This is a genomic window from Algibacillus agarilyticus (genome assembly GCF_003286125.1).
Lineage (GTDB): Bacteria > Pseudomonadota > Gammaproteobacteria > Enterobacterales > Alteromonadaceae > Algibacillus > Algibacillus agarilyticus.
Genome location: NZ_QMED01000010.1, coordinates 35239 through 56038 on the forward strand (window position 1 = coordinate 35239; position 20800 = coordinate 56038).

The following is a 20800-nucleotide window of genomic DNA, read 5'->3' on the forward strand; positions in this document are numbered from 1 at the left end:
TAAATCAGTGACTCTCCGTTTTATGATATTGGTTAAACTATGAAATTAAATCCCTCGCAAGATGAAGCCGTTAAATATGTTACCGGTCCCTGTTTAGTACTTGCGGGTGCCGGTAGTGGCAAAACACGTGTAATAACCACCAAAATTGCCCATATGATTCTAACCTGTGGCTATCAAGCAAAAAACATTGCCGCCGTTACATTCACCAACAAAGCGGCACGCGAAATGCGCGAGCGTGTTAGCCAGTCTCTACCTAAAGGTAAAGGTCGTGGACTCATTATTTCAACGTTCCATACCCTCGGGCTTGAAATAATAAAAAAAGAAATCAAAACACTCGGCATTAAAGCCGGGTTTTCATTATTTGATGCACAAGACAGCATGGCTCTTTTAAAAGAACTAACTGAAAAAACATTAGAGGGTGATAAAGATAAGCTGCGCATGTTACAAAGCCAGATCTCAAACTGGAAAAACGATTTAATATTGCCACCACAAGCACTCAAACACGCCGTCGGCCCTGATGAAATATTTTTAGCCGAAAGTTATGAAAAATATAATCGCTTACTTGCCGCTTATAACGCATTTGATTTTGATGATTTAATATTAGTTCCCACCTTATTACTTAAACAAAATGAAGATGTTCGTGATCGTTGGCAGCAAAAAATACGTTACTTACTTGTAGATGAATACCAAGATACCAACAGCAGCCAATATGAGTTGGTTAAACAAATTGTCGGCCGACGCGGTTTGTTTACCGTCGTCGGGGACGATGATCAATCAATTTATAGCTGGCGCGGTGCAAAACCACAAAATTTAGTTAAATTAGGTGATGATTTTCCGCGTTTAAAACTGATTAAACTCGAAGATAATTACCGCTCTTGCGGGCGGGTCTTGCATGCGGCGAATATTTTGATAGCCAATAACCCGCACGTTTACGATAAAAAATTAAAAGCGAATTTAGAATACGGCGAGATCATTCGCGTTCTCGTCGCCAAAAATGAAGAAAACGAAGCTGAACGCGTCGTCGCGGAATTGATTAGTCATCGCTTTATGAAGCGCACATCTTACAAAGATTACGCCATTCTTTATCGAGGCAACCATCAATCACGCGTTTTTGAAAAACTGCTAATGACTAACCGGATCCCCTACAAAATAAGTGGTGGGCAGTCATTCTTCGCGCGAGCAGAAATTAAAGACATCATGGCTTATTTGAGGGTGTTAGCGAACCCAGATGACGACAATGCCTTTTTACGCATTGTTAACGTACCCAAAAGAGAGATAGGCCCCGCTACACTCGAAAAGCTTGGGCAATACGCCAATATGCGTCATATAGGTTTGTTTGCTGCGAGTTTCGAGCTTGGTTTAGAGCAACACCTTAATGGTAAACGCTTAGTTAATTTACAACGCTTTACACGCTGGTTAGTCGAATTAGATGATCGTTCACAGCGAGGTGAACCCTTAGATGCAGTTCGTGACCTTATTAAGCAATCTGGGTATGAAGAATGGCTATACGAGACATCTCCTAGTGGAAAAGCAGCTGAAATGCGCATGAAAAACGTTAGCCAACTTTTTAGCTGGATCAGCGGCATGCTCAAAGGTGATGATGAACATGACCCAATGACGTTAAAAGAAACGGTTACCCGTTTAACGTTACGCGAAATGATGGAACAAAACGAAGGGGAAGATGAAGCCGATCAAGTACAATTAATGACGCTGCATGCCTCAAAAGGGTTAGAGTTTCCTTTTGTTTTTATTGTTGGAATGGAAGAAGGCTTATTACCTCATCAAGTGAGTATAGATGAAGGTAACGAAGAAGAAGAACGACGTTTAGCTTATGTTGGTATTACCCGAGCGCAACATGAACTCATTTTTACGATGGCAAAAGAGCGACGCCAATACGGAGAAACAATAAAAACGGAACCCAGTCGATTTTTACACGAACTACCACCAGATGATCTGGACTGGGAACTCACTAAACGCAAACAAACAGAAGAGCAACGTAAAGAAAAAGGCACAAGTCATATTGCTAATTTGCGTGCAATGCTAAAACCATAAGCGCCCTCAGGGTCAGTGTCGAGTGCACTGACCAACTCAACTGCCGATTGAAAATAACGTCCTTGCCCAAACTGACATCCTCGGTTTTGCAAACAAGTAAACTCTTGAGCGCTTTCAACCCCTTCAGCAATAACACGATAGTCAGCCGTTTTACCTATTTGTAACACAATATCGGTAAAATTTTGTATTTTTTCATCGACCGGTAATTTTGCAACGACCTGTTTATCAATCTTAACGAAATCGACCACCGCCGAAAATAAAATGTTCATAGAACCACTACCGGCGCCAAAATCATCTAGCGCAACTTTAACCCCAACTTTTTTAAGCAAAGCAAAAACCTGAATAGCAGAGGCATAATCAGCTAATGTATTTTCTGAAAACTCCAAAACTAAACGGCTATTATCAATATTAGCTTCATCAAGAAGCGCAACAACCGCTTTTAACTGTGAATTATTTTGTATAATTCGTCCGCTTATATTCACGGCGACTAACGTTTTTTCATCGGCAAAAGTGTCACTTTGAATAATCAGGATCGCGGCTTTAAGCGCTAACATATCAATATCAAAAATAACGCCAGTTTCTTCGGCTAACGCCATAAAATCATCTGGCAATAACAAACCTCGAGTGGGATGCTGCCAACGGGCAAGCGCTTCAACAGCCAGTAATTCTTGCTTTGAGAAATCAACAATGGGCTGAAAAGCAAATTCAACTTGTTCTTGTTTTAATGCACGACGCAGCTCAGTTTCTAACGATAACTTATCAACTAAAGCTTGGTGTAAACTTTCATCAAACACCACATAGCAACCGCGACCTAAATTTTTAGCTTCGTACATAGCCGCATCTGCGTCACGCAAAACGTCAGTTGAAGACGTATAGTTATGTAATGAGCTAGTCAACCCAATACTTGAACCGGCATATAATTCATTGCCCTGAATCGTAAAAGGCACCGTTAAAGCGTCAACAATCTGTGCTGCAATCGTTTCGGCATCTTTTAATGACAACGCAGAATTCAGCAAGATAACAAATTCATCACCACCTAGGCGCGCCAAAAGATCATCTTTTTGCAAACAACTCGCGATCCGTTGGCTCACTTGTACTAAAAACTCATCACCAACATGATGGCCAAAAGTATCATTTATAATTTTGAAGCGATCTAAATCAATAAACAAAACAAAATAAAGCGCGCAATCAGATTCGGAACACGTCACTATTTTATGGCGCAGAGCTTGACTAAAAAAAGCGCGGTTGGGTAAACCCGTTAACGTATCGTGATGCGCTTCATGGTATAGCTTAGCCTCGATTTTTTTACGTTCTTCAATTTGCAAAAACAAATCTTGATTTACATTATATAACGCTTGTGTACGCGCATTAACAATACGCTCTAGTTCTTCATTTGAACGAGTTAACGCTTGTTGCGACATGATTCTAAATATGGCTAAACCAATATGATTAGCAACATAACGAATAATTTCGATATCTTCTTTTTGATAGCGAATACCATGTTTATAACTTTGTACCGCAATAACGCCCGCAACTTTATCATCGATAACTAAAGGGGCACCTAACCACGCAGTAAAGCCCTGAGCTTGTAACTGATGTAATTCTGTGGGCTCATAAGCCACTTCACCTCGAAGATTAAATAACATTAAACGTTCATGATCAAACAACTGAGCCTCACCTGAACGAATGACGAATTCAATCATGCCATGTGCAAAGGCTCGCTGATTTGGCTTGCTTGTGAAGGTATCTTGATAATAAGGAAAAAATATATCGTGATTATCATCCGTTAATTGCGCTACATAAAAATTATCAGCATGAATGAGCCGCGCTAAGATCTCGTGCACATTTTTATAAAAATGGGCCAAACTTAGACTGGCACAAGATTGCTCACTAATTTCAATTAACGCATTTTGTACTTTTTCATAATGTTTACGCTGCTGAATTTCACTTTTTAACGCATAGTTAGCACGCTTGAGTTCGAGTGTTTGCCGCTGTATTTCAGATTCAAGCAATTGCTTTTGTTTAACTCGGTCTATCGCATGAATAATATGATCAGCAACAAACTGTAAAACATTGGTATCACGCGGGTTAAACGTAATAGCACAATCGTAAGACTGTATAACCAAAGCGCCGATCGCTTTATCATTTCTTAATAAAGGCACCCCTAACCAGCTATGTGATGCGGTACTCACTTGCGTGATTTGCCCTGACTCTAACAATTGTTTTTTATTTTCAGGGTTACAAAGTAAAGGCTTGTTGTTACGAACAACCCAACCGGTTAACCCGTATTCAAAGAGAGATGAGACTAAAAGATGATCACACGTCTCGTCTTGATGCTCATCTGAGAAGTAAGCAACTTTGATGTCTCGATTATCAGGGTCTCGAAAAACAATATAAAAATTAGGTACGGCCATCAGCTGAGTAACGATTTGATGCGCCTGAGGGTAAAAGTCATTAATATCAGTAACATGACTGGCAAGCTCTGACACTTGCATGAGTGCAGCTTGTACACTTTTAGCTCTTTTATACAATGTTGATACAAGCTTTGAACGAGATGCTCTTACAGGTAATTCCATTAGCCTACTAATTTTTATTATTATCGTTTGCAGCACGCAAATAAACATGACTAACTCATCAAACACCCTAAAAGAGTCAACCGTTTGTTATATTGCCATTATTTTGTCTTGTTATAGTATCGGCTAATACGGCATTAAATTTAACCCAAAATTAAACGGGTCACATTTTAAGCATATTAGACATATTTTTTAAACCATTTTGTGTCAACCAAGTCACAAAAAATTGAATTTTTTAAGATTTCAGACATAAAAAAAGCTGCCTAAGCAGCTTTATTACAAAACAAGATTTAATCTTGTTTATACACCTTCAAGCATATGCTCAATTGCGCCTTTTATTTCATCGTCAGAACAGTCCATACATGAACCTTTTGCTGGCATCGCATTAAAACCGTTTATGGCATGCTTAAGCAACACATCAAAGCCTTGTGCCTGACGTGGCTGCCAATCAGCAGAATTACCTGGTTTTGGTGCACCCATCACACCCGCACCGTGACAAGCAATACAAAAAGAATTATAAACATCAGAACCGGCTCTTGCTCCGCCCTTTTTTTCAGGCTCCGCACCGGCAATATAAACAGAGCCAACAGGCTGTGTTCTTTCGCTTACTGCTTTTTCGCTTAAATCAACTTCAGTAGCAAAAACACTGGCGCTGAATAAAGCTGCAACTAGGCTAGCTGCAATAAATTTTGATTGGCTCACTAAGATACTCCGTAACAAAGCTTTTAAAATTCTTAAAATCTCCCACAATTATACCTTAATAACTTCAAGATGCTAGAGAGTGTTTATTTTTCATCCCTTTCTATAGTCAAAGCGATCGGGTTTTAGGGGGAAGCAGTCAAGCTTCGAGACCCCATGAGCATATGCTCTACTATGTGATTGGGGCGAGTAAGCGCTGACAATGAACCATAAAACCTGAGCGAGAAGACTATATGTTGCAGCTCAATGTAAAGCTAACTATTTAAGGTTGTTCTCTTGCACCACACGATCGAACATCTTAATCACCCGATCGACACTGATAGCTTGCATTAAGTTTTCACCTTTTACGCGTTTCCCCCATTTGGCTTGCGCGGCCGAAACAGCAAATTGCGCTTGTAGCATCTGATGATAAACCTCAACGACATAATCTAAATAAAGATAAGGCCCCGTTCGAGCCGGGTTGCTGTGCGCGTACAAACCAATGACAGGAGTTTGTTGAGTCACCGCCATATGTGCAGGCCCGGTATCAGGCGCTAAAACTAAATCGGCTTCGCCGAGCAACGCAAGCAATTGCTTTAGCGTTGTTTGACCCACTAAATTAGTCACGGGTACTTGGCAGTTTTTTATAATAGCGGTCGCTAATGACGTTTCCATCGTCGTTGGCCCACCGCTTAATATCACGTTAAAACCTTGCTTAACCGCATGGTCAGCTAATTCGGCGTAACGTTCTGGCAACCAATTACGTTCAGCTTTGCTAGCCGCCGCAGCAATAACAAATAAAGGTTTGTCCGGCGATTTTTGTTCAGCAGCCCATGTTTTATCGGCTTGAGAAATGGGTATTTGCCACTTAGGCTGAAAATCAGGCACACCAATCGCGGCGGTAAATGCTTTAAAGCCATCATATACATGTGGCTGTACAACAGGTTTTATCGTTTTATTAACAGCCAAACTATGCAGCTCTTTGCTTAATGCGTTATTAAAACCTATTTTTTGCTTGGCTTTAATCACCATCGCTGCTAAGTTTGCTCGCAGAGCGACTTGCATATGTAACAACACATCGAACGTTTCCGGCAAATCGCGCCTTAATTTTTTATAGGCGGCGAGCCCCTGTTTTTTATTAAAAATAATAAACTTTACATTAGGTAAATCACCGATGAGCATCGCCTCAACTTGACCAATAACCCAAGTGATTTTTGCATCGGGATAATATTGCTGAATAGCTTGTACACTCGCCACCGCATGACACACATCACCAATAGCAGAAAGCCTGAGAATACAAATAGAGCGGTAAGAAGGTACAACACTAGACATAGAAACGTTTACGTTATGATAGTTTAAAATAAGCAGTATACCGACAGCCTTTAATTTTATCACTGCAGTTTATAAAAATAGTAGGTAAAATACCGTTATCCCTGATTTAGCAAAGATTGCAATCGTGCCAAGTATTTTACCCAAACAAGAAAAAGCTTACCTCATCACTGCGCAAGACAGCCCTGTCGACATTAATCTTGATTGGTTTAAACCATCGCATTGGCAAGCACAAAAAAAAATAACGGGTCATTCTGCAGGTCGAAATATTACTTATTTTTTTCAAGAAAATAAGACTCAATATGTACTTAGACATTACTACCGGGGCGGATTAATAGGTAAGATATTAACCGATGCCTATGTCTTTTTAGGCTTAAAAAATACACGCGTATATCGTGAGTTTGCTTTGCTAGAAGAAATGCAGCGACTTAATTTACCGGTCCCAATTCCAGTGGCAGCCAAAATAAGTCAAAACTTTCACCTCTACCGTGCCGATATCATTATGCAGCAAATACCGCATGCACAAGATTTATCACAACGATTATTAACCGACATACTCACAGATAATGATTGGCAAACGATTGGCACAACATTGGCTAAATTTCATAATGCTGGTATCTATCATGCTGATTTAAACATTCATAACATTATGATCGATGATGAAAAAAAAGTTTGGTTAATCGATTTTGATCGTGGGCAGAAAAAGAAGATTGCCACCCAATGGCAACAAGCCAATATGAGCCGACTTTTACGCTCATTTAATAAAGAAAAAATGAAAAACAGCCAGCTAAATTGGAATGAACAAGCTTGGCTTACATTAGAGTCAGCTTATTTTAACGCGCTAGTAGCGACTTAACTTCTTGCAAACATCGATCAACCGCACCTTGATTATGCTTAACAAACTGCAAGCCGGCTTCACCGCCTGTTTCAATTAAAGACGGGTTAGAAAACAAGATCTCAAGGTGTTCAGCTAGCTCGCCTTCATTGTGCACAAACTGTAATGCCTGTTCAGCATTAAGCGCTTCGGCTATTTCAACACAGTTACCATAATACGGCCCCATTAAAATAGGTTTACTTAATATCGCCGGTTCAAGCGGATTATGCCCGCCAATATCAACCAAACTACCTCCCACATAAGCAACAGAGGCCAGTTGATAAAATGGCATTGCTTCACCCATCGAATCAAGCAACCAAATACAATCGTTTGATGCCACGCTTTCGCCACTGCTGCGTGTTTTAAAGTTAATATTTTCATTAGCTAAATAACGAGCAACCTCACCAAATCGCTCAGAATGACGAGGCATCAGTAATAACAACGCATCAGGCTGAGTTTGCAGTAATAATTGATGCGCTTTAATAACCTGTTGATACTCCACAGGATGCACACTCGCCGCCATCCAAATTTTGCGTGGCGTTTCAACTAAATGACTCAACGCCTTTTGCTCGTGATCTAAGTGAGCTGAAACCGCAAGTTCAAATTTCATATTGCCCATGACTTCGACTTTAGGCACATTAAGCCATTTATAACGATCCGCTTCATTACTAGACTGCGCTCCAACCCAGTGAAGCTGACTAAACAAGGGATCAAACAAAGCGGGTTTAGCGGAATATTTTTTATATGATTTTTCAGTCATGCGGCCATTAACAATCATACAAGGTGTATTATTTTTAGCTAAAGCGGCAAACCAATTAGGCCACAACTCAACTTCAACAAAAATGGAAACACTCGGGTTAACTCGGTGACAAAAGCGTTTAACCGCCCCTAAAAAGTCAAGCGGCGCTAATAACTGCGTAACATCATGTGATGAAAATGCACGGCGAATTTCAGCCGAGCCGGCAGGTGTGGTGTTTGTCACAACAATGGTTGTTGAAGGAAAAGCCTTTTTAACCGCTTTTATTAAGGGAGTAGCAGCCTTGCTTTCACCTAATGAAGCACAATGAAAATGAATAACTTGCGTTGCGTTTTCAAACTTAAAAAAACCTAAGCGTTGAAAAAAACCACGAAAATAACGAGAATCTTTTAAACCACGTTTAATAAAATAAACTAAAACCAGCGGAAAAATTAAATATAAAAAAGCACTATAAAAAAAACGATTCAAAATAACGGCCTCATTAAAATAAGGCTGACATCATAAACCATTTAATACTTAATCTTTGATTATTAGTAATTAAATTTTGCATCCGACTTTGATCAACCCCAATTATCGAAATTTTAATATTTATAGCCTAGTAACTGAACGTCCTAGTTTCTTTGTTAATAGTTTAAGAACATTATTTCGCAGGGATGACAATTGTAGTCATCAGTATCGAAGAAAGAAACAGTATTATCATTAATTGCATGAGCAGCATCTATAAAATTTATTCCTAAAAACGCCGCGGAATGTCGAGTCGATTATTGAATAGACAGCATTTATCTAGATTGACAGCACAACAGTCAATCACAAACTTATTTTAAGGGGTTGTTTATTTTATGTAAATCTATACACTTCGCGTCGATTTTTATAATTAAGGAAAATATTTAAAATGAAAAAAACTATTTGTGCTTTATCGTTATGCATTTCATTTAATTCTTTTGCAGGTTGTTGTGATTGGGTTAAAAATTTAGAAGTTAAAGCTTATGGTACAACCTGGGATCCTTCTTTAATACATATTGAAACGATAAATTCCTCTCCGGTATATCGATTTTCAAACGGAGTTGTACTCGGTTGTTCTGCTGCTCAAGCGGGGCACTTCTATTATCCAAATATGGAAAATGCTCTTTCTGATAAAATAATTAAAGGGATAGCAGCAGCTTATCATTCAGGTAAAAAAGTAGATCTTTGGGTTACAAAATACGAGTATTGTAGAACGGAAGGTGCAAAAATCGAAGGATATAAAGTTCACGATTAATTAAAATTATTGAAACAGATAAAGAGTTCTTGGGAATTAACGAGAACTTTTTCAGTTAATTTTGAAGCGTAGTTAGAATTAAGGAAATAACAATAATGAAATACTTTTTTGCTTTATGCGTATTGTTTTCGCTATTCGCAGCTATTGAAGCAAAAGCTGAGTTTGGATCTCAACTTTATAACTTGTCACCTGAAATTAAAACGCCTGCAGGTTTTAAAAATCAAGATTTTGCTTTAATAGCCCCCCCGTTATTAGTTAAGAACCCTGAAAATATTAATCCATCATTGAAATCTAGAGCGCTACTTGAATTATATGCTTATGAGAAGGTTCCAGGCTATAGTGCTGTTTTTAATGTTCCTGCCCCTAAGGTTGAAGGGCTTCAACTCTCATTATCTGGTGGTGATTTCTCATATATTCGTTCTGATTATTTTGAATTAAATCCTAATATAGTACACCAATTCACACCTGAATTTTGGGGCGATGTAATAAGTATTCTTTGGTCTGCTACTTCTAACTTAGATTTAAGTGGGGGATCAAAGGCTCTCAAAGCTTTAGATTATGGTATTTTCAAGAAAGGAGATCATCACCCTAAATTAGAAGCAAAGAGAACTCCAGGTAAAAGTGGTGATAAAAACATTTTTTATTACATGGATCGAGGGTGGACTTGCACTCCTGATTTTATAGAAGAGCTTCTTCAGAGTTCAACATGTTTCCCACCTTGGGATGCTCCAAAAAACGATACCTTTCAGCTAGTGCGATTTTTTGTTGATTTTGATCCAAGAACTAATTACTACCGAGATCTCATATTGCGTGGTGAAGATCCATCTTTGAATCCTAAAATTGATGGTTCAATATCTACAAAACAAAAAATAGAAAATTTGGATAAAAAAATACCAACAATGCAAAGAGATGAAGCTTATTTCACTTATTTTTCAATAAGTGATTTGAGCAGTATAAGTAATTATGATAATAAAATAGGGGAAATTAAAACTAATAAAGGATGTTTGTTACAATTTGAGGAGAAAGGTTTTAAATCAAAATCCCTAAGCTACATTAATTTAAGTGATAACTCTAATACATTTGGTTTCACGCAATTCTCAGGCATTCCTGATTTGAGTGGTTTTTTTAATGTACCGCGAAGTAGTTTTGTTCCTAGAGAAGAACTTGTTAGCTCATTATTTCTAGATACATCCTTAGCTAACTTAGTAACCGGAGACACTAGCAAGCCATGCACTAAAGATTCATATGTACAACTGCATAAAAATAGCAATCTTACTGGAGAAGTGATTTTTATTCCGCCAACAGTTAACTTTGTGCCTTCACTTGATTCCTTTTCAAATTATAACGACCAAACACAGGGTGTTTCAATACCAGATAAAACATGCGTGCTTTTACATGCAGATAATGACTTTAAAGGTGCAGTTGAAGTATTTAATCGGCCTGGAAAGTTTGAAACTAAGCTTAAAAATAGTGTATCTTCTGTAAGTATATTCCCTTTTGATGGAATAAGCTCATATGCTGAGCAATCTAATATTCCATCAGCATGCTTTAATATTGAGCAGGATCCTAGGGAAAGAAACATAGCACTCTTAGATTTACTAACTACCATTATTCTATAATTTATTTCGGTTTGTTATGAAAATCAAGGTATAGAAGTGGGAGGGTTTAATATAATTCATCTTTATATTTGGATAAATATAAAGATGAATTATTCAGCTATAACCGACGTTTTCAAACAAAATAAAAAATCTATTTAGATGATAGGTTCGTTTGAGTTTAAAAAGCTCTATCTGATAGTTTATTTTTACAATCAAATAGTTAGACCAAGTTTTAAACAAAAGGTGCAGGAAATATTGATCAAGAAGGAAGGAACCAATTACTTTGTAATAGTAAATATCTAAGCCACTAGTCTATTATTAAAAGTGGGATTGTATTTTTCTTGGAACTAATCAAGACAATCTCATATTGCACGCCCTTTGTAATATTTACTTCGTGAGTTTGATTTACTAACTTCACAATCCGAAAACGATCAAATCAGATACTCCTTTCATTTTTATCTATATCATTTAAATTTAACTAAAGTTTTCAATGAAAAATTAATTTTAAGCTATTCGAAAAACACCGCTATGATAATATAGCATTCATAGTCAACAACAAACGACAATACGACATTCATGCAATACAAGATATTCATAATAAATTTACCCTCAAGCACCGAACGTTTAGCCCAAATAAAACAACAATGCGATGCTTTAGGTCTTCGATTTGATCGTGTTGATGCAGTCAGGGGAAGCGAATTACCCGCAAGTGAAAAAGCTAGATATTACAACCCCAACGTTAACAAACAAAAATATGATAAACAATTAAACGATGGGGAAATTGGCTGCTATCTAAGTCATGTAAGTTGCTGGCAACAAGTAGTTGATAACAAACTAGATTTTGCATTAATCTTAGAGGATGATGCGATTTTAACCACAAACATACCGTTATTCATACAAAAAATACAAACATTAACGCAAAATTGGGACTACATCAAATTATCGCATGGCAGTAAAACCAAGACTGTGAAGAACACACTGGCTTTAGGCGATAATCTAAGCTTACATACTTGTTTAAAATTACCATCAACAACAACAGGCCAATTTGTTTCTCAATCTGGAGCTCAAAAATTATTAGCTCATGCATTCCCCATTGCAAGACCTGTAGATGTAGATATACAGCACTGGTTTGAGAAATCATTAAAGGTATTTGTAGTGCGTCCCTTTCCTGTTTTAAATGGAGATTTTGGTAGTGAAATCAATAATGTAAAAGCTCGACTGTCTGAGCCTAAACGCCCGTTCGCTAAATTATGGCTTAAAATAAAATTTGAAAGCAAGTTATTACTTGCTCAGTACAGATTACCTCAATTACCAACTATACAAACAAAAAACAATGATTCTAAGGACTAAAAATGACAACTAGATCAGTATCACTAGTTATTACAAGCTGCAATCGATTTGACCTTCTTGAAGACACAATACGCAGCTTTATTGAATATAATACATACCCTATCTCACAATATATTATAATTGAAGATAGTCATAACGTTGATAAATTAAAAAAAGTCCTAAATAAATTTCCTAATATTGAATTTACCCACCTTTTTAACGATCCTCAATTAGGCCAAATGAAAAGCATAGATAGAGCTTATTCTGCTGTAACCTCTGAGTATATTTTTCATTGTGAAGATGACTGGGAGTTTTATCAACCTGGTTTTATTGAAAGATCATTCTCTGTTTTAGATACCGATGAGAAAATAATTACCGTCTGGTTAAGAGAACAAAATGATACCAATGAACATGCCATTGAAGCAGAAAAATTTACGACATCTGACGGCAGTTTAACTTATCAAATAATGCAGAGAAATCATAAAAGACGTGAAAAATCAGCACCTTGGCATGGATTCACTTTCAATCCTGGCCTTCGACGTCTAGCTGATTACAAAATATTAGCCCCTATCTCTCAATATACTGGCGAATTAACCGTTAGTGAAGCATATTTTAAGCTAGATTTTAAAGCGGCTATTTTAGAACATGGTTCGGTAAAGCATATTGGAGACCACCGAGGTATCAGATACAAACTTGATAAATCAAAATGGGCAAAAGACACTTCGGTACAATTAAGAAAAGTTAAAGCTAACATTTTAAAAATATTTAAAGTTTAGCCTAAGCCACTCTACTCTTTGTAAGCTATAAAAGCTAAATAGATAAATAGATAAATTAAAGGTAATTAATGAAACTCCCGATTAGTGTATTTATTATCACAAAAAACGAGCAAGAAAACCTAGAAAAGACACTTAAAAGCGTGCAAAGAATGGAAGAGGTTATTCTTGTAGATTCTGGCAGCACAGACAATACACTCGCCATAGCTAAAGAATATGGAGCCAAGATTTACCATCAAGATTGGCTTGGCTATTCAAAACAAAAACAATATGCGATGTCACTTTGTCAAAATGAATGGGTACTAAACTTAGATGGTGATGAAGCAATTAATGATGAAATAATTGAAAAACTCCATCAAATAATGCTAAATGATACCGCTGATAGTGTTAGATTGTGGCGAAACGATATTTTTATCGGTAAGCCACTTTCAAATTACAGTAAAAAACCCAATAATCACCGATTTTATAAAAAATCAAAATCCCACTTCGATCAAAGCCTATTAGCGCATGAAAGCGCAACAGTTAATGGTAAGGAAGTTTTTATCAATGAATGTTTTGATCACTATGGTTATGGTTCAATCAAATCAATTACAGAAAAAAATAACAATTACTCTTCGCTAAAAGCAAAAGAAAAATTTCAAAAAAGAAAATCTTTTTCGAACCTTAAACTTTTGCTCGTTTTACCTCTGACTTTTTTTAAAGAATACATCCTCCAAAGAAAATTATTTTCAGGTCGAAGGGGCTTTATTTTAGCCGTCATGGGCGCTTATTATGCGTTTATCAAAGAAGCAAAACTTTACGAGCATTACCAACAAAATATCGAAAATAAAAACAAAAATATATAAAAACCAATATTTACTAACAAATAAACCCATTAATCAACCCATAATATTGTTAACAATATATTGATTTTGTAACGCTTTCAGTAGAAGCCGTAAAGTAGTGTTAAGAAATGTTAAGCGGCCGAACTTTTTTTAATAATCATGTTCTACTCCCCCTGAAACCGCCAGAGAGCTTCATTGCTGAAGCTTGCTCAGGCTTTAAAATTCAGAGGATTTTTACATGTTTAAACCGTTCCACAATATTCAACGTCATGGTCTACGATGGTTAGTCACTCTCATTTGTTTTACTTTTTTAAGCGCTTGTAGCGACGATAGTACAGAAAGTGGCACATCGGGTTACTTGCAATTGTATAATGCATCAACCAATGCACCCACTCTATATTTACAAGTGGATGATTCTGTTTTAGCGGGTAGCCCCTATGGTGATACAAGCTCTTATTATGAATATGATTCGGGTAGTTATGAAGTCGAAGTTTTATGGCAAGACAGTGATGACAGCCTAGAAAGCATTAATACTCAAACAATCACTATTTCAGGCGATCAAACTCAACTACTTGTTGTTACGGGAGACATCAATCAACCCGATGTGCTGACTTATAACTACGGTAATGAAACACTTGACGATGTATTTAGCTTACGTTTTTTAAATTTAACCGCGCAAGACAACAGCAGTTTAGATTTATACATGTCAGCGGGTACCGATAGCTTTGCTGAAGCAACGCTACAAGGTTCATTTACTGTGCAAGCTTTATCCGATTCATTTCATTATGAAACAGACGATTATAAATTTTATATTACGGCAGCCGGTTCTGATGTTGTGTTATTTGAAACGGATGCAATTGAATTTCCTTATAACACTAAATACATAATTTCGATTATGCCTAACACAGGCCCAGGTGAATCACCCTATTCACTTGATCGCATTTCACAATCGTCCACGGTATTATCATTTGATGATATTAATTCAAGCGGTGCTTACCGCCTTTACAATGGCCTAGTTAATAAATCAATTAATACTTATATTGATACAATAGACGACACACCAGAAGTCGCTGCTTTACCAACAAGCGGTTTAAGTGAAAGCCACTCTCTGGCCTATGGTGATTACAGTTTAAATATTACCGATGCGGCAAACGACAGCGTGCTACTCAAAAACCATTTGATCACGTTAAATGCAAACAACGATAAAACCATTTTTGTATACGACGATACAGATGACGGGCTTTCAACTTTTATGCTTAATAACAACAAGCAAATAAGTTTGTATGATCACAGTGTACAAATAATTAACTTTTTACCTGAGTACGCGTCACTTGATCTATTTTTTGTTCGCAGCAGTGAAACAATTGATACCGCTGAATATCGATCGTTATCTAATAATTTCGCAACGGCTAAAAATATTATTTTACCCAATTCAACATTCGATATTTTCATCACCGTGGACCAAGGTGAAAGTCGATTATTGTTATTGAAAGAAAGCGTTACCTTCGATGAGGATTCAGGCCATTTATTCTTAACGATTGAAGAGCCTACTACCGGTGAATATTCATTAACCCTGAATAAACAATAAGCTCAATTAAATCTGTTGAGTTGATAACTCATACCAACTGTCGAGAATAATGGGTATCTGTATTGGTTAGTCAATAGTATTTTCCAATAACAAAACGCCGCGAAATACGCGGCGTTTTAGAGTTAATCCATTCGATTTTATATTGCTAACATATCAAGTTATAACTCTTGACCTGCATAGGCAATCAATTCATCCATCACTCGGCGCTTAATTTCTAATTGGTCTTCAGCAACTAAACCATAACGCTCCGCCAATAAAATATAATCAGCTGGCGTTAAAGACACCGTCAAACGAGGTCGTTTTGGACGTTTGTTATTCGGTAAACTTAAAATACTGCGAATTTGCTCAGCAGGCCCAACCCCCGCATCTAGCGCTTGCCGCCGAATAACATATTGTAATTTTTCATCCATATCAAAAGCCACTTGTGTCGCTTTTATCGCTTTGGCACTACTGGCCCATTTTTCTTTTTGGCTTTTATCCGACATCAGTTACTTTTCTCCTGGATACAGGCCAATAATGTCGGTAACAGGTCGATGAATGGTTAATATGACATCGGTTTCGCCGTCTTCCCACACTTCAACATCAACAGAAAACTTTTCATCGGCGCTGGATAAACCAAAATAATCAAAAGCAAGGCTCTGTCGGTCGTCATGCTCTGGCGGTTTAGCAGGTCTAAAGTCTTGTTTGTAAAAATACCCTCGCACAGCAGCAGCATGCTGAAAATAAACCGGCGCAACCCAATTCGAAAACTCAGTTAATTCCTCTTGTAACGCTAACTCTATGCGTGAATCATTTTCAAACATCAAACCAAATTGGTTTAAATCAAATAAAGCGCCAACAGAATCTCGATTCACCTTTAAACTAATATTTAGACCGTCATCATCATCTTTTTCATAAGACAAAAATAATTTTTCGGGGGTATTACCTTGTAAAACATATTCAATACTGTCACTACGCTCATATTGATACGTATTTACACTTTCGATGACAAAAGTTTGCTTACGCAAAAGTTCAGGTAAAGCAAATGAATCACTAAACTCTACGGCATCACCTTGTCGTAATTGACTAACATGTGTTACATGACGAATTTCGGTTTTATCGCGCCCCGAAAACAAACTTTTTAAAAATCCCATCTCAAGTTCCTTCAATGTACAGATACAACAAAGCCCCAATATATAATTGGGGCTTTAATTTTACAGTCATATTTTATCTAAAATACGATCCAACATACGCTATTCGCTAATGGTGGTTACTTTTTCTTCAAGCGAGCGAGCACTGCACTCGCATCAGACTGTTGAGAACCAATGCCCGCATCTTTCAATTTAGCTTCTAATGACGCATCGCCAGATTCAGCTTGCAAGGCTTCTGATGCTTGCATTCTGTCATCAAAATTTTGCTGCTTAGCTTTGATGCGCTCAAGCGATTCTTTAGCGTTAAGTAATTTGCTGTTACCAGAGACAAAATTGTCAGTAATAGCAGCCGTTGCTTTTTGCACGCTATCCGTCGTTTTCACCATGCTTAACTGACGCTTATATTCAGTCACTTGGCGTTCAGATTTCTTAATTAAATCTTTTAAGCGAACCACACTCGCCGAAAATTGATCATGTGCCGTTTGTTGATCGGCTAATTCAAATTCAAGCGCTGCAATTTTTTCTGCCACTTCAAGCGCTAAGGCTTCGTTGCCTTTTTCTAATGCTTGAGTTGCATAGCCTTCATGCTCTGCCACTTCACGCTTTAAACGCTCAACATCACGTGCTGTCGCCATTTGTTTAGCCATTACATCAGTTAAATCGCGTTTGGCTTTGGTTAAATGATTTTCTGCATCGCGAATTTCTTGTTCAAAGATGCGTGTTGAATTGGCATCAATAATCGCTTCGCCAGCTTCAGAAGCACCGCCACGTATCGCTGTTAAAATTTTCTTAAATATACTCATCGTTTATTCCCCAATTATTTTAAAAATTCTGACATATCATCAATAACATCAAGTGCATTTTCGCTCAGGACTAACAATTCGTGCTCAATGTCACTCATTGATGAATTAATTGATAGCGCACCAAATACAACATACTTCTCTTCGACTTTGGCAAATGATGAAAGCGGCATTGGAATATTCATTTCCAACATAGATTCAAGCATTTGGCTACGCTTGCCTTCTATAACCTCATCTTCGCCCCAAAGGTAAGTGATACATAAAACCTGATCATCCGTTACCGATACAAAAATAGGTAACTCTTCACGTCCTTCAACCGTAACTTGTAAAACATCGACCTCACCCGAAATAGGCTGGCAATCGAAGTTGTAACCGGAATTTGATTTATCGCCCAAGTCATTTAAATACTGCGCAATTGTGTGAATGTTCATAACTATCCTCAGTTGTTATTGATTTCAACATCAAAGACATAATATGTCATGGGTATTAAGATAGCACCAAGACATAATATGTCAAACTTTTTTTGTCATTCATTTTAAAATAATAAGTTTACTTTGTTTACAAAGCTATTCGCTTTAAAAAGCGGTGCCTATTTGTTGCCGCCATGCTTGGTAATGATATTTATACAAAACATGGCTACCCAAATCATTTACTTTTATCTGTTCAATTTCTTGGTAGTAATCATGCGGAAATACAAAAGCAGCTTGCAAGAGTTCAGGTGTGATCCATTCTGTTTGTTCCGGCATGGTTATTTGTTTTAACTTATCTTGCGGTGATTGTAATTTGCTCGCCAATGTCCACCCCCATTCGCCAAAACTTGGTACATTTTGATGATACTGCGATACATACTTAAACTCGGACGCTTTTACCGTTTTACCGATCGCTAAGAAAGCTTTTTTAGCGTGATAAGGCGATGTTGATTGGATCGCTAACATACCATCCGCACTCAATAACTGATTCAACCTTAAATAAAAATGGCGTGAATAAAGCTTATTTAAATCAGGATGATTAGGATCAGGTAAATCAACAATGATCGCATCATATGTTTTATGTTGTTTAAGCAGAGAGTCAACGGTGATAAACGCATCTTCAAAAATAATATTAACACGTGGATCCGCAAGAGCGCCTTGTGTTAAATGGTTAATATCATTAGCTAAGCGAGCAGGCAACCGTGTTTCGGGCTGTTTAAATAAAGTGATTAAATCGGGGTCTAAATCCACTAAAGTAATATGCTTAGGTTGCCACTTTAAAATCTCTCGCACCGCCAAACCATCACCACCACCAATGACTAAAACGTTATCTTTGCGTGCTGATCCCGCCATGGCTGGGTGAACTAACATTTCGTGATAAATAAACTCATCCTGACTAGAAAATTGCAACCGACCATTAAGATAAAAGTGATAAACAGGTTTTATTTCTGGACCTAATTTACGCTCGGTAAACACCAATTGCTGGTAACGTGTTTGCTGCTGATACACAACATCATCTTTATAGAGTGCATCAGTAAATGATTGCAACCATGTTTTACCCTGTAAACCAAGTGACACAATTAAAGCAAATAAACCAAAATGTAATACCAGTAGTATTCTGCGGTATTTAATATGTTTCCAAAACAAAAATAGAAAGATGAGCCCAGCTAACGCATTCACACTTGCGGTCCATGCGGCGGCACTGCTAATCTCCATGCTCATGAGTAGGCCAACCCATATAGCCGCGCCAACACCAGCCCCTATATAATCAGCACCGTAAATAGTGCCGGCATTGTGATCAAGATGCTCGCCATAAAGCCGCTCACGTACACGAGCTATAAGTGGAATTTCCATCCCGATGAATAAGCCTAATGCAACACCAGCTACATAAGGTAATTTCATCGATAATTGATTGAGCTTGCCCATCCAGCCGCCCATTGGTATGGCATCAGGCGGGATCCCAAACGTATCAGCTAAAATTTGCGGTAACGTATAAGTCCAACCTATCATAGCGGCGATAATCAAAACCGAACTAGAGCCCAGTACCGCAATAATAATCTCTAACCATATAAACCCTTTATAAGGATCTTTTATGCTGCGTGCGGCAAAAGCCCCCACCCCCATTGAAACAATCATTAAACCAATCATTGTAAAAACAGCAGATTCAAACGCACCTAATACTCGTCCGGCATAGTGCGATAATAAATACTCATAAACTAAACCACAGCCAGCTAACATGGCCATGACACCAATGAGCAAAGCATCTTTAATAAATAATTGGGTTTTAGCAGAAGGTGAAAACATGGAAGAAACTCTGTTCATAGAAAAGACGGCATTCATCTATAATTGAATGCCGTAAATTGGACTAAGCCATTAGTGCGCCTAAAAGCAAGGCAATTGATATCATTACGGCCATTTCAATCGCTGCAAGACCAATATTATCCTGCTGATCAATTTCTTCAGCCGTATTAATTCCCATTAATAAAACGGCCTTAGCAACACGACTAATTAAAAACATAATAAGCGCCATCGCAATCGAAATAACAAACCAACCGATCAAATTAGTCACGATAGCCGTAGGTTCATAAACTAAGAAATAACTTGCTGCTTTAACCGCTAAGGCCGTACTAATAAGATGCCCAGCATGACGTAAAGCAAGTGCAACCTGGCCACCTTTCAACGCTTCTTGTAATGAGTCGCCTTGATTATATTTAGCATATAAATTTTCACGCAGGCGTGTCACAACAACTAATAGAGCTTGGGCTACTACAAAACCAGAAATAACGGCAATAACCGTATACATATTTAGGCCTTCTACCCATAACAATACGGCTCGAATCACGATAGCCGTCGCGATTGTCGCCGCGGCATCAACAATAGCGACAGCCATGTTTTCTTGCTTAATTTGCGTATTTTTATCAAATTCATTCAAGGCTATTTTATCATGCAAAAAACGGCCTAATTTAATAAGCGCGATTCCTAATACCCCATAACTCAGCACTCCCACCGCTTCAGTTATATAGCTATTAGCTGTTTCCCCCGTGATAGCGCCCGTTAAAACAATACCCACGCCGGCAACACTACCCGCCATGCTAATACCAAAGGCATAATTATCTTTTTGTGATAATTCATCACGCGTATTCACGCCCATCCATAAACCCGCTAAGTAGCGCACTGCCGTCAATAATAAAACAGCGATGACCAAGTCAATCGCTAATAGCGTGAGTAATTCAGGACTGATATAAAAATGTTCGTTAAAAATGTTCAT

Annotated in this window: 18 protein-coding genes; 8 read left to right on the top strand and 10 right to left on the bottom strand. The window is 37.8% G+C overall.

Translation table 11 applies throughout. The features are described 5' to 3' along the window. Positions 1-39 precede the first annotated feature (39 nt). Complete coding sequence (gene rep / locus DPX34_RS09715; protein WP_111978231.1) at positions 40-2052, top strand: DNA helicase Rep; 2013 nt, start codon at positions 40-42, stop codon at positions 2050-2052. Here the strand turns inward: rep and DPX34_RS09720 are convergent. The 3 genes from DPX34_RS09720 to DPX34_RS09730 all read right to left on the bottom strand — a co-directional run bounded on the left by DPX34_RS09720 (position 2016) and on the right by DPX34_RS09730 (position 6635). Further along, positions 2016-4628 (bottom strand): bifunctional diguanylate cyclase/phosphodiesterase, encoded by a 2613-nt coding sequence (locus DPX34_RS09720; protein WP_198673671.1) that lies wholly within the window; start codon positions 4626-4628, stop codon positions 2016-2018. The genes rep and DPX34_RS09720 overlap by 37 nt on opposite strands. A gap of 297 nt (positions 4629-4925) precedes the next feature. Then, positions 4926-5327, bottom strand: a complete 402-nt coding sequence (locus tag DPX34_RS09725; RefSeq protein ID WP_111978233.1) for a c-type cytochrome — start codon at positions 5325-5327, stop codon at positions 4926-4928. 255 nt (positions 5328-5582) lie between these two features. Further along, a complete protein-coding gene (locus tag DPX34_RS09730; RefSeq protein ID WP_111978234.1) occupies positions 5583-6635 on the bottom strand; it encodes a glycosyltransferase family 9 protein in 1053 nt (350 codons plus the stop codon). A 124-nt stretch (positions 6636-6759) separates the two neighbouring features. Here DPX34_RS09730 and DPX34_RS09735 point away from each other — a divergent pair, with 124 nt between their 5' ends. Further along, entirely contained in the window at positions 6760-7488 is a 729-nt protein-coding gene (locus tag DPX34_RS09735) for a 3-deoxy-D-manno-octulosonic acid kinase (protein WP_111978235.1), read from the top strand. Here the strand turns inward: DPX34_RS09735 and DPX34_RS09740 are convergent. Next, a complete protein-coding gene (locus DPX34_RS09740) occupies positions 7466-8731 on the bottom strand; it encodes a 3-deoxy-D-manno-octulosonic acid transferase (RefSeq protein WP_157964682.1) in 1266 nt (421 codons plus the stop codon). The genes DPX34_RS09735 and DPX34_RS09740 overlap by 23 nt on opposite strands. A 424-nt stretch (positions 8732-9155) precedes the next feature. Here DPX34_RS09740 and DPX34_RS09745 point away from each other — a divergent pair, with 424 nt between their 5' ends. The 6 genes from DPX34_RS09745 to DPX34_RS09770 all read left to right on the top strand — a co-directional run bounded on the left by DPX34_RS09745 (position 9156) and on the right by DPX34_RS09770 (position 15633). Then, on the top strand, positions 9156-9521 hold the full coding sequence (locus tag DPX34_RS09745) for a hypothetical protein (protein ID WP_111978237.1): 366 nt from the start codon (positions 9156-9158) through the stop codon (positions 9519-9521). A 95-nt stretch (positions 9522-9616) separates the two neighbouring features. Beyond that, positions 9617-11140, top strand: a complete 1524-nt coding sequence (locus DPX34_RS09750) for a hypothetical protein (RefSeq protein WP_111978238.1) — start codon at positions 9617-9619, stop codon at positions 11138-11140. Between the two features lie 555 nt (positions 11141-11695). Next, a complete protein-coding gene (locus DPX34_RS09755) occupies positions 11696-12469 on the top strand; it encodes a glycosyltransferase family 25 protein (protein WP_111978239.1) in 774 nt (257 codons plus the stop codon). 2 nt (positions 12470-12471) lie between these two features. Beyond that, positions 12472-13224, top strand: coding sequence for a glycosyltransferase family A protein (locus DPX34_RS09760; protein WP_111978240.1), 753 nt, complete (start codon positions 12472-12474; stop codon positions 13222-13224). Positions 13225-13292: 68 nt separating this feature from the next. Continuing rightward, positions 13293-14066, top strand: a complete 774-nt coding sequence (locus DPX34_RS09765) for a glycosyltransferase family 2 protein (RefSeq protein WP_111978241.1) — start codon at positions 13293-13295, stop codon at positions 14064-14066. 217 nt (positions 14067-14283) lie between these two features. Further along, positions 14284-15633, top strand: coding sequence for a DUF4397 domain-containing protein (locus DPX34_RS09770; protein ID WP_111978242.1), 1350 nt, complete (start codon positions 14284-14286; stop codon positions 15631-15633). A gap of 158 nt (positions 15634-15791) precedes the next feature. Here the strand turns inward: DPX34_RS09770 and DPX34_RS09775 are convergent, their stop codons facing one another. From DPX34_RS09775 to DPX34_RS09800, 6 genes are all read right to left on the bottom strand, one after another. Beyond that, the gene (locus tag DPX34_RS09775; protein ID WP_111978243.1) at positions 15792-16118 is read right to left on the bottom strand and encodes a hypothetical protein; all 327 of its coding nucleotides are present in this window, start codon (positions 16116-16118) and stop codon (positions 15792-15794) included. 3 nt (positions 16119-16121) lie between these two features. After that, entirely contained in the window at positions 16122-16766 is a 645-nt protein-coding gene (locus DPX34_RS09780; RefSeq protein ID WP_111978244.1) for a hypothetical protein, read from the bottom strand. Between the two features lie 116 nt (positions 16767-16882). Further along, positions 16883-17566 carry a PspA/IM30 family protein gene (locus DPX34_RS09785; RefSeq protein WP_111978245.1) on the bottom strand — a complete coding sequence of 228 codons (684 nt, stop codon included), beginning with the start codon at positions 17564-17566 and terminating at the stop codon, positions 16883-16885. Positions 17567-17580: 14 nt separating this feature from the next. Beyond that, complete coding sequence (locus DPX34_RS09790) at positions 17581-17994, bottom strand: YjfI family protein (RefSeq protein ID WP_111978246.1); 414 nt, start codon at positions 17992-17994, stop codon at positions 17581-17583. A 144-nt stretch (positions 17995-18138) separates the two neighbouring features. Beyond that, positions 18139-19836, bottom strand: coding sequence for a polyamine aminopropyltransferase (locus tag DPX34_RS09795; RefSeq protein ID WP_111978247.1), 1698 nt, complete (start codon positions 19834-19836; stop codon positions 18139-18141). 61 nt (positions 19837-19897) lie between these two features. Next, the gene (locus tag DPX34_RS09800) at positions 19898-20800 is read right to left on the bottom strand and encodes a DUF350 domain-containing protein (protein WP_111978248.1); all 903 of its coding nucleotides are present in this window, start codon (positions 20798-20800) and stop codon (positions 19898-19900) included.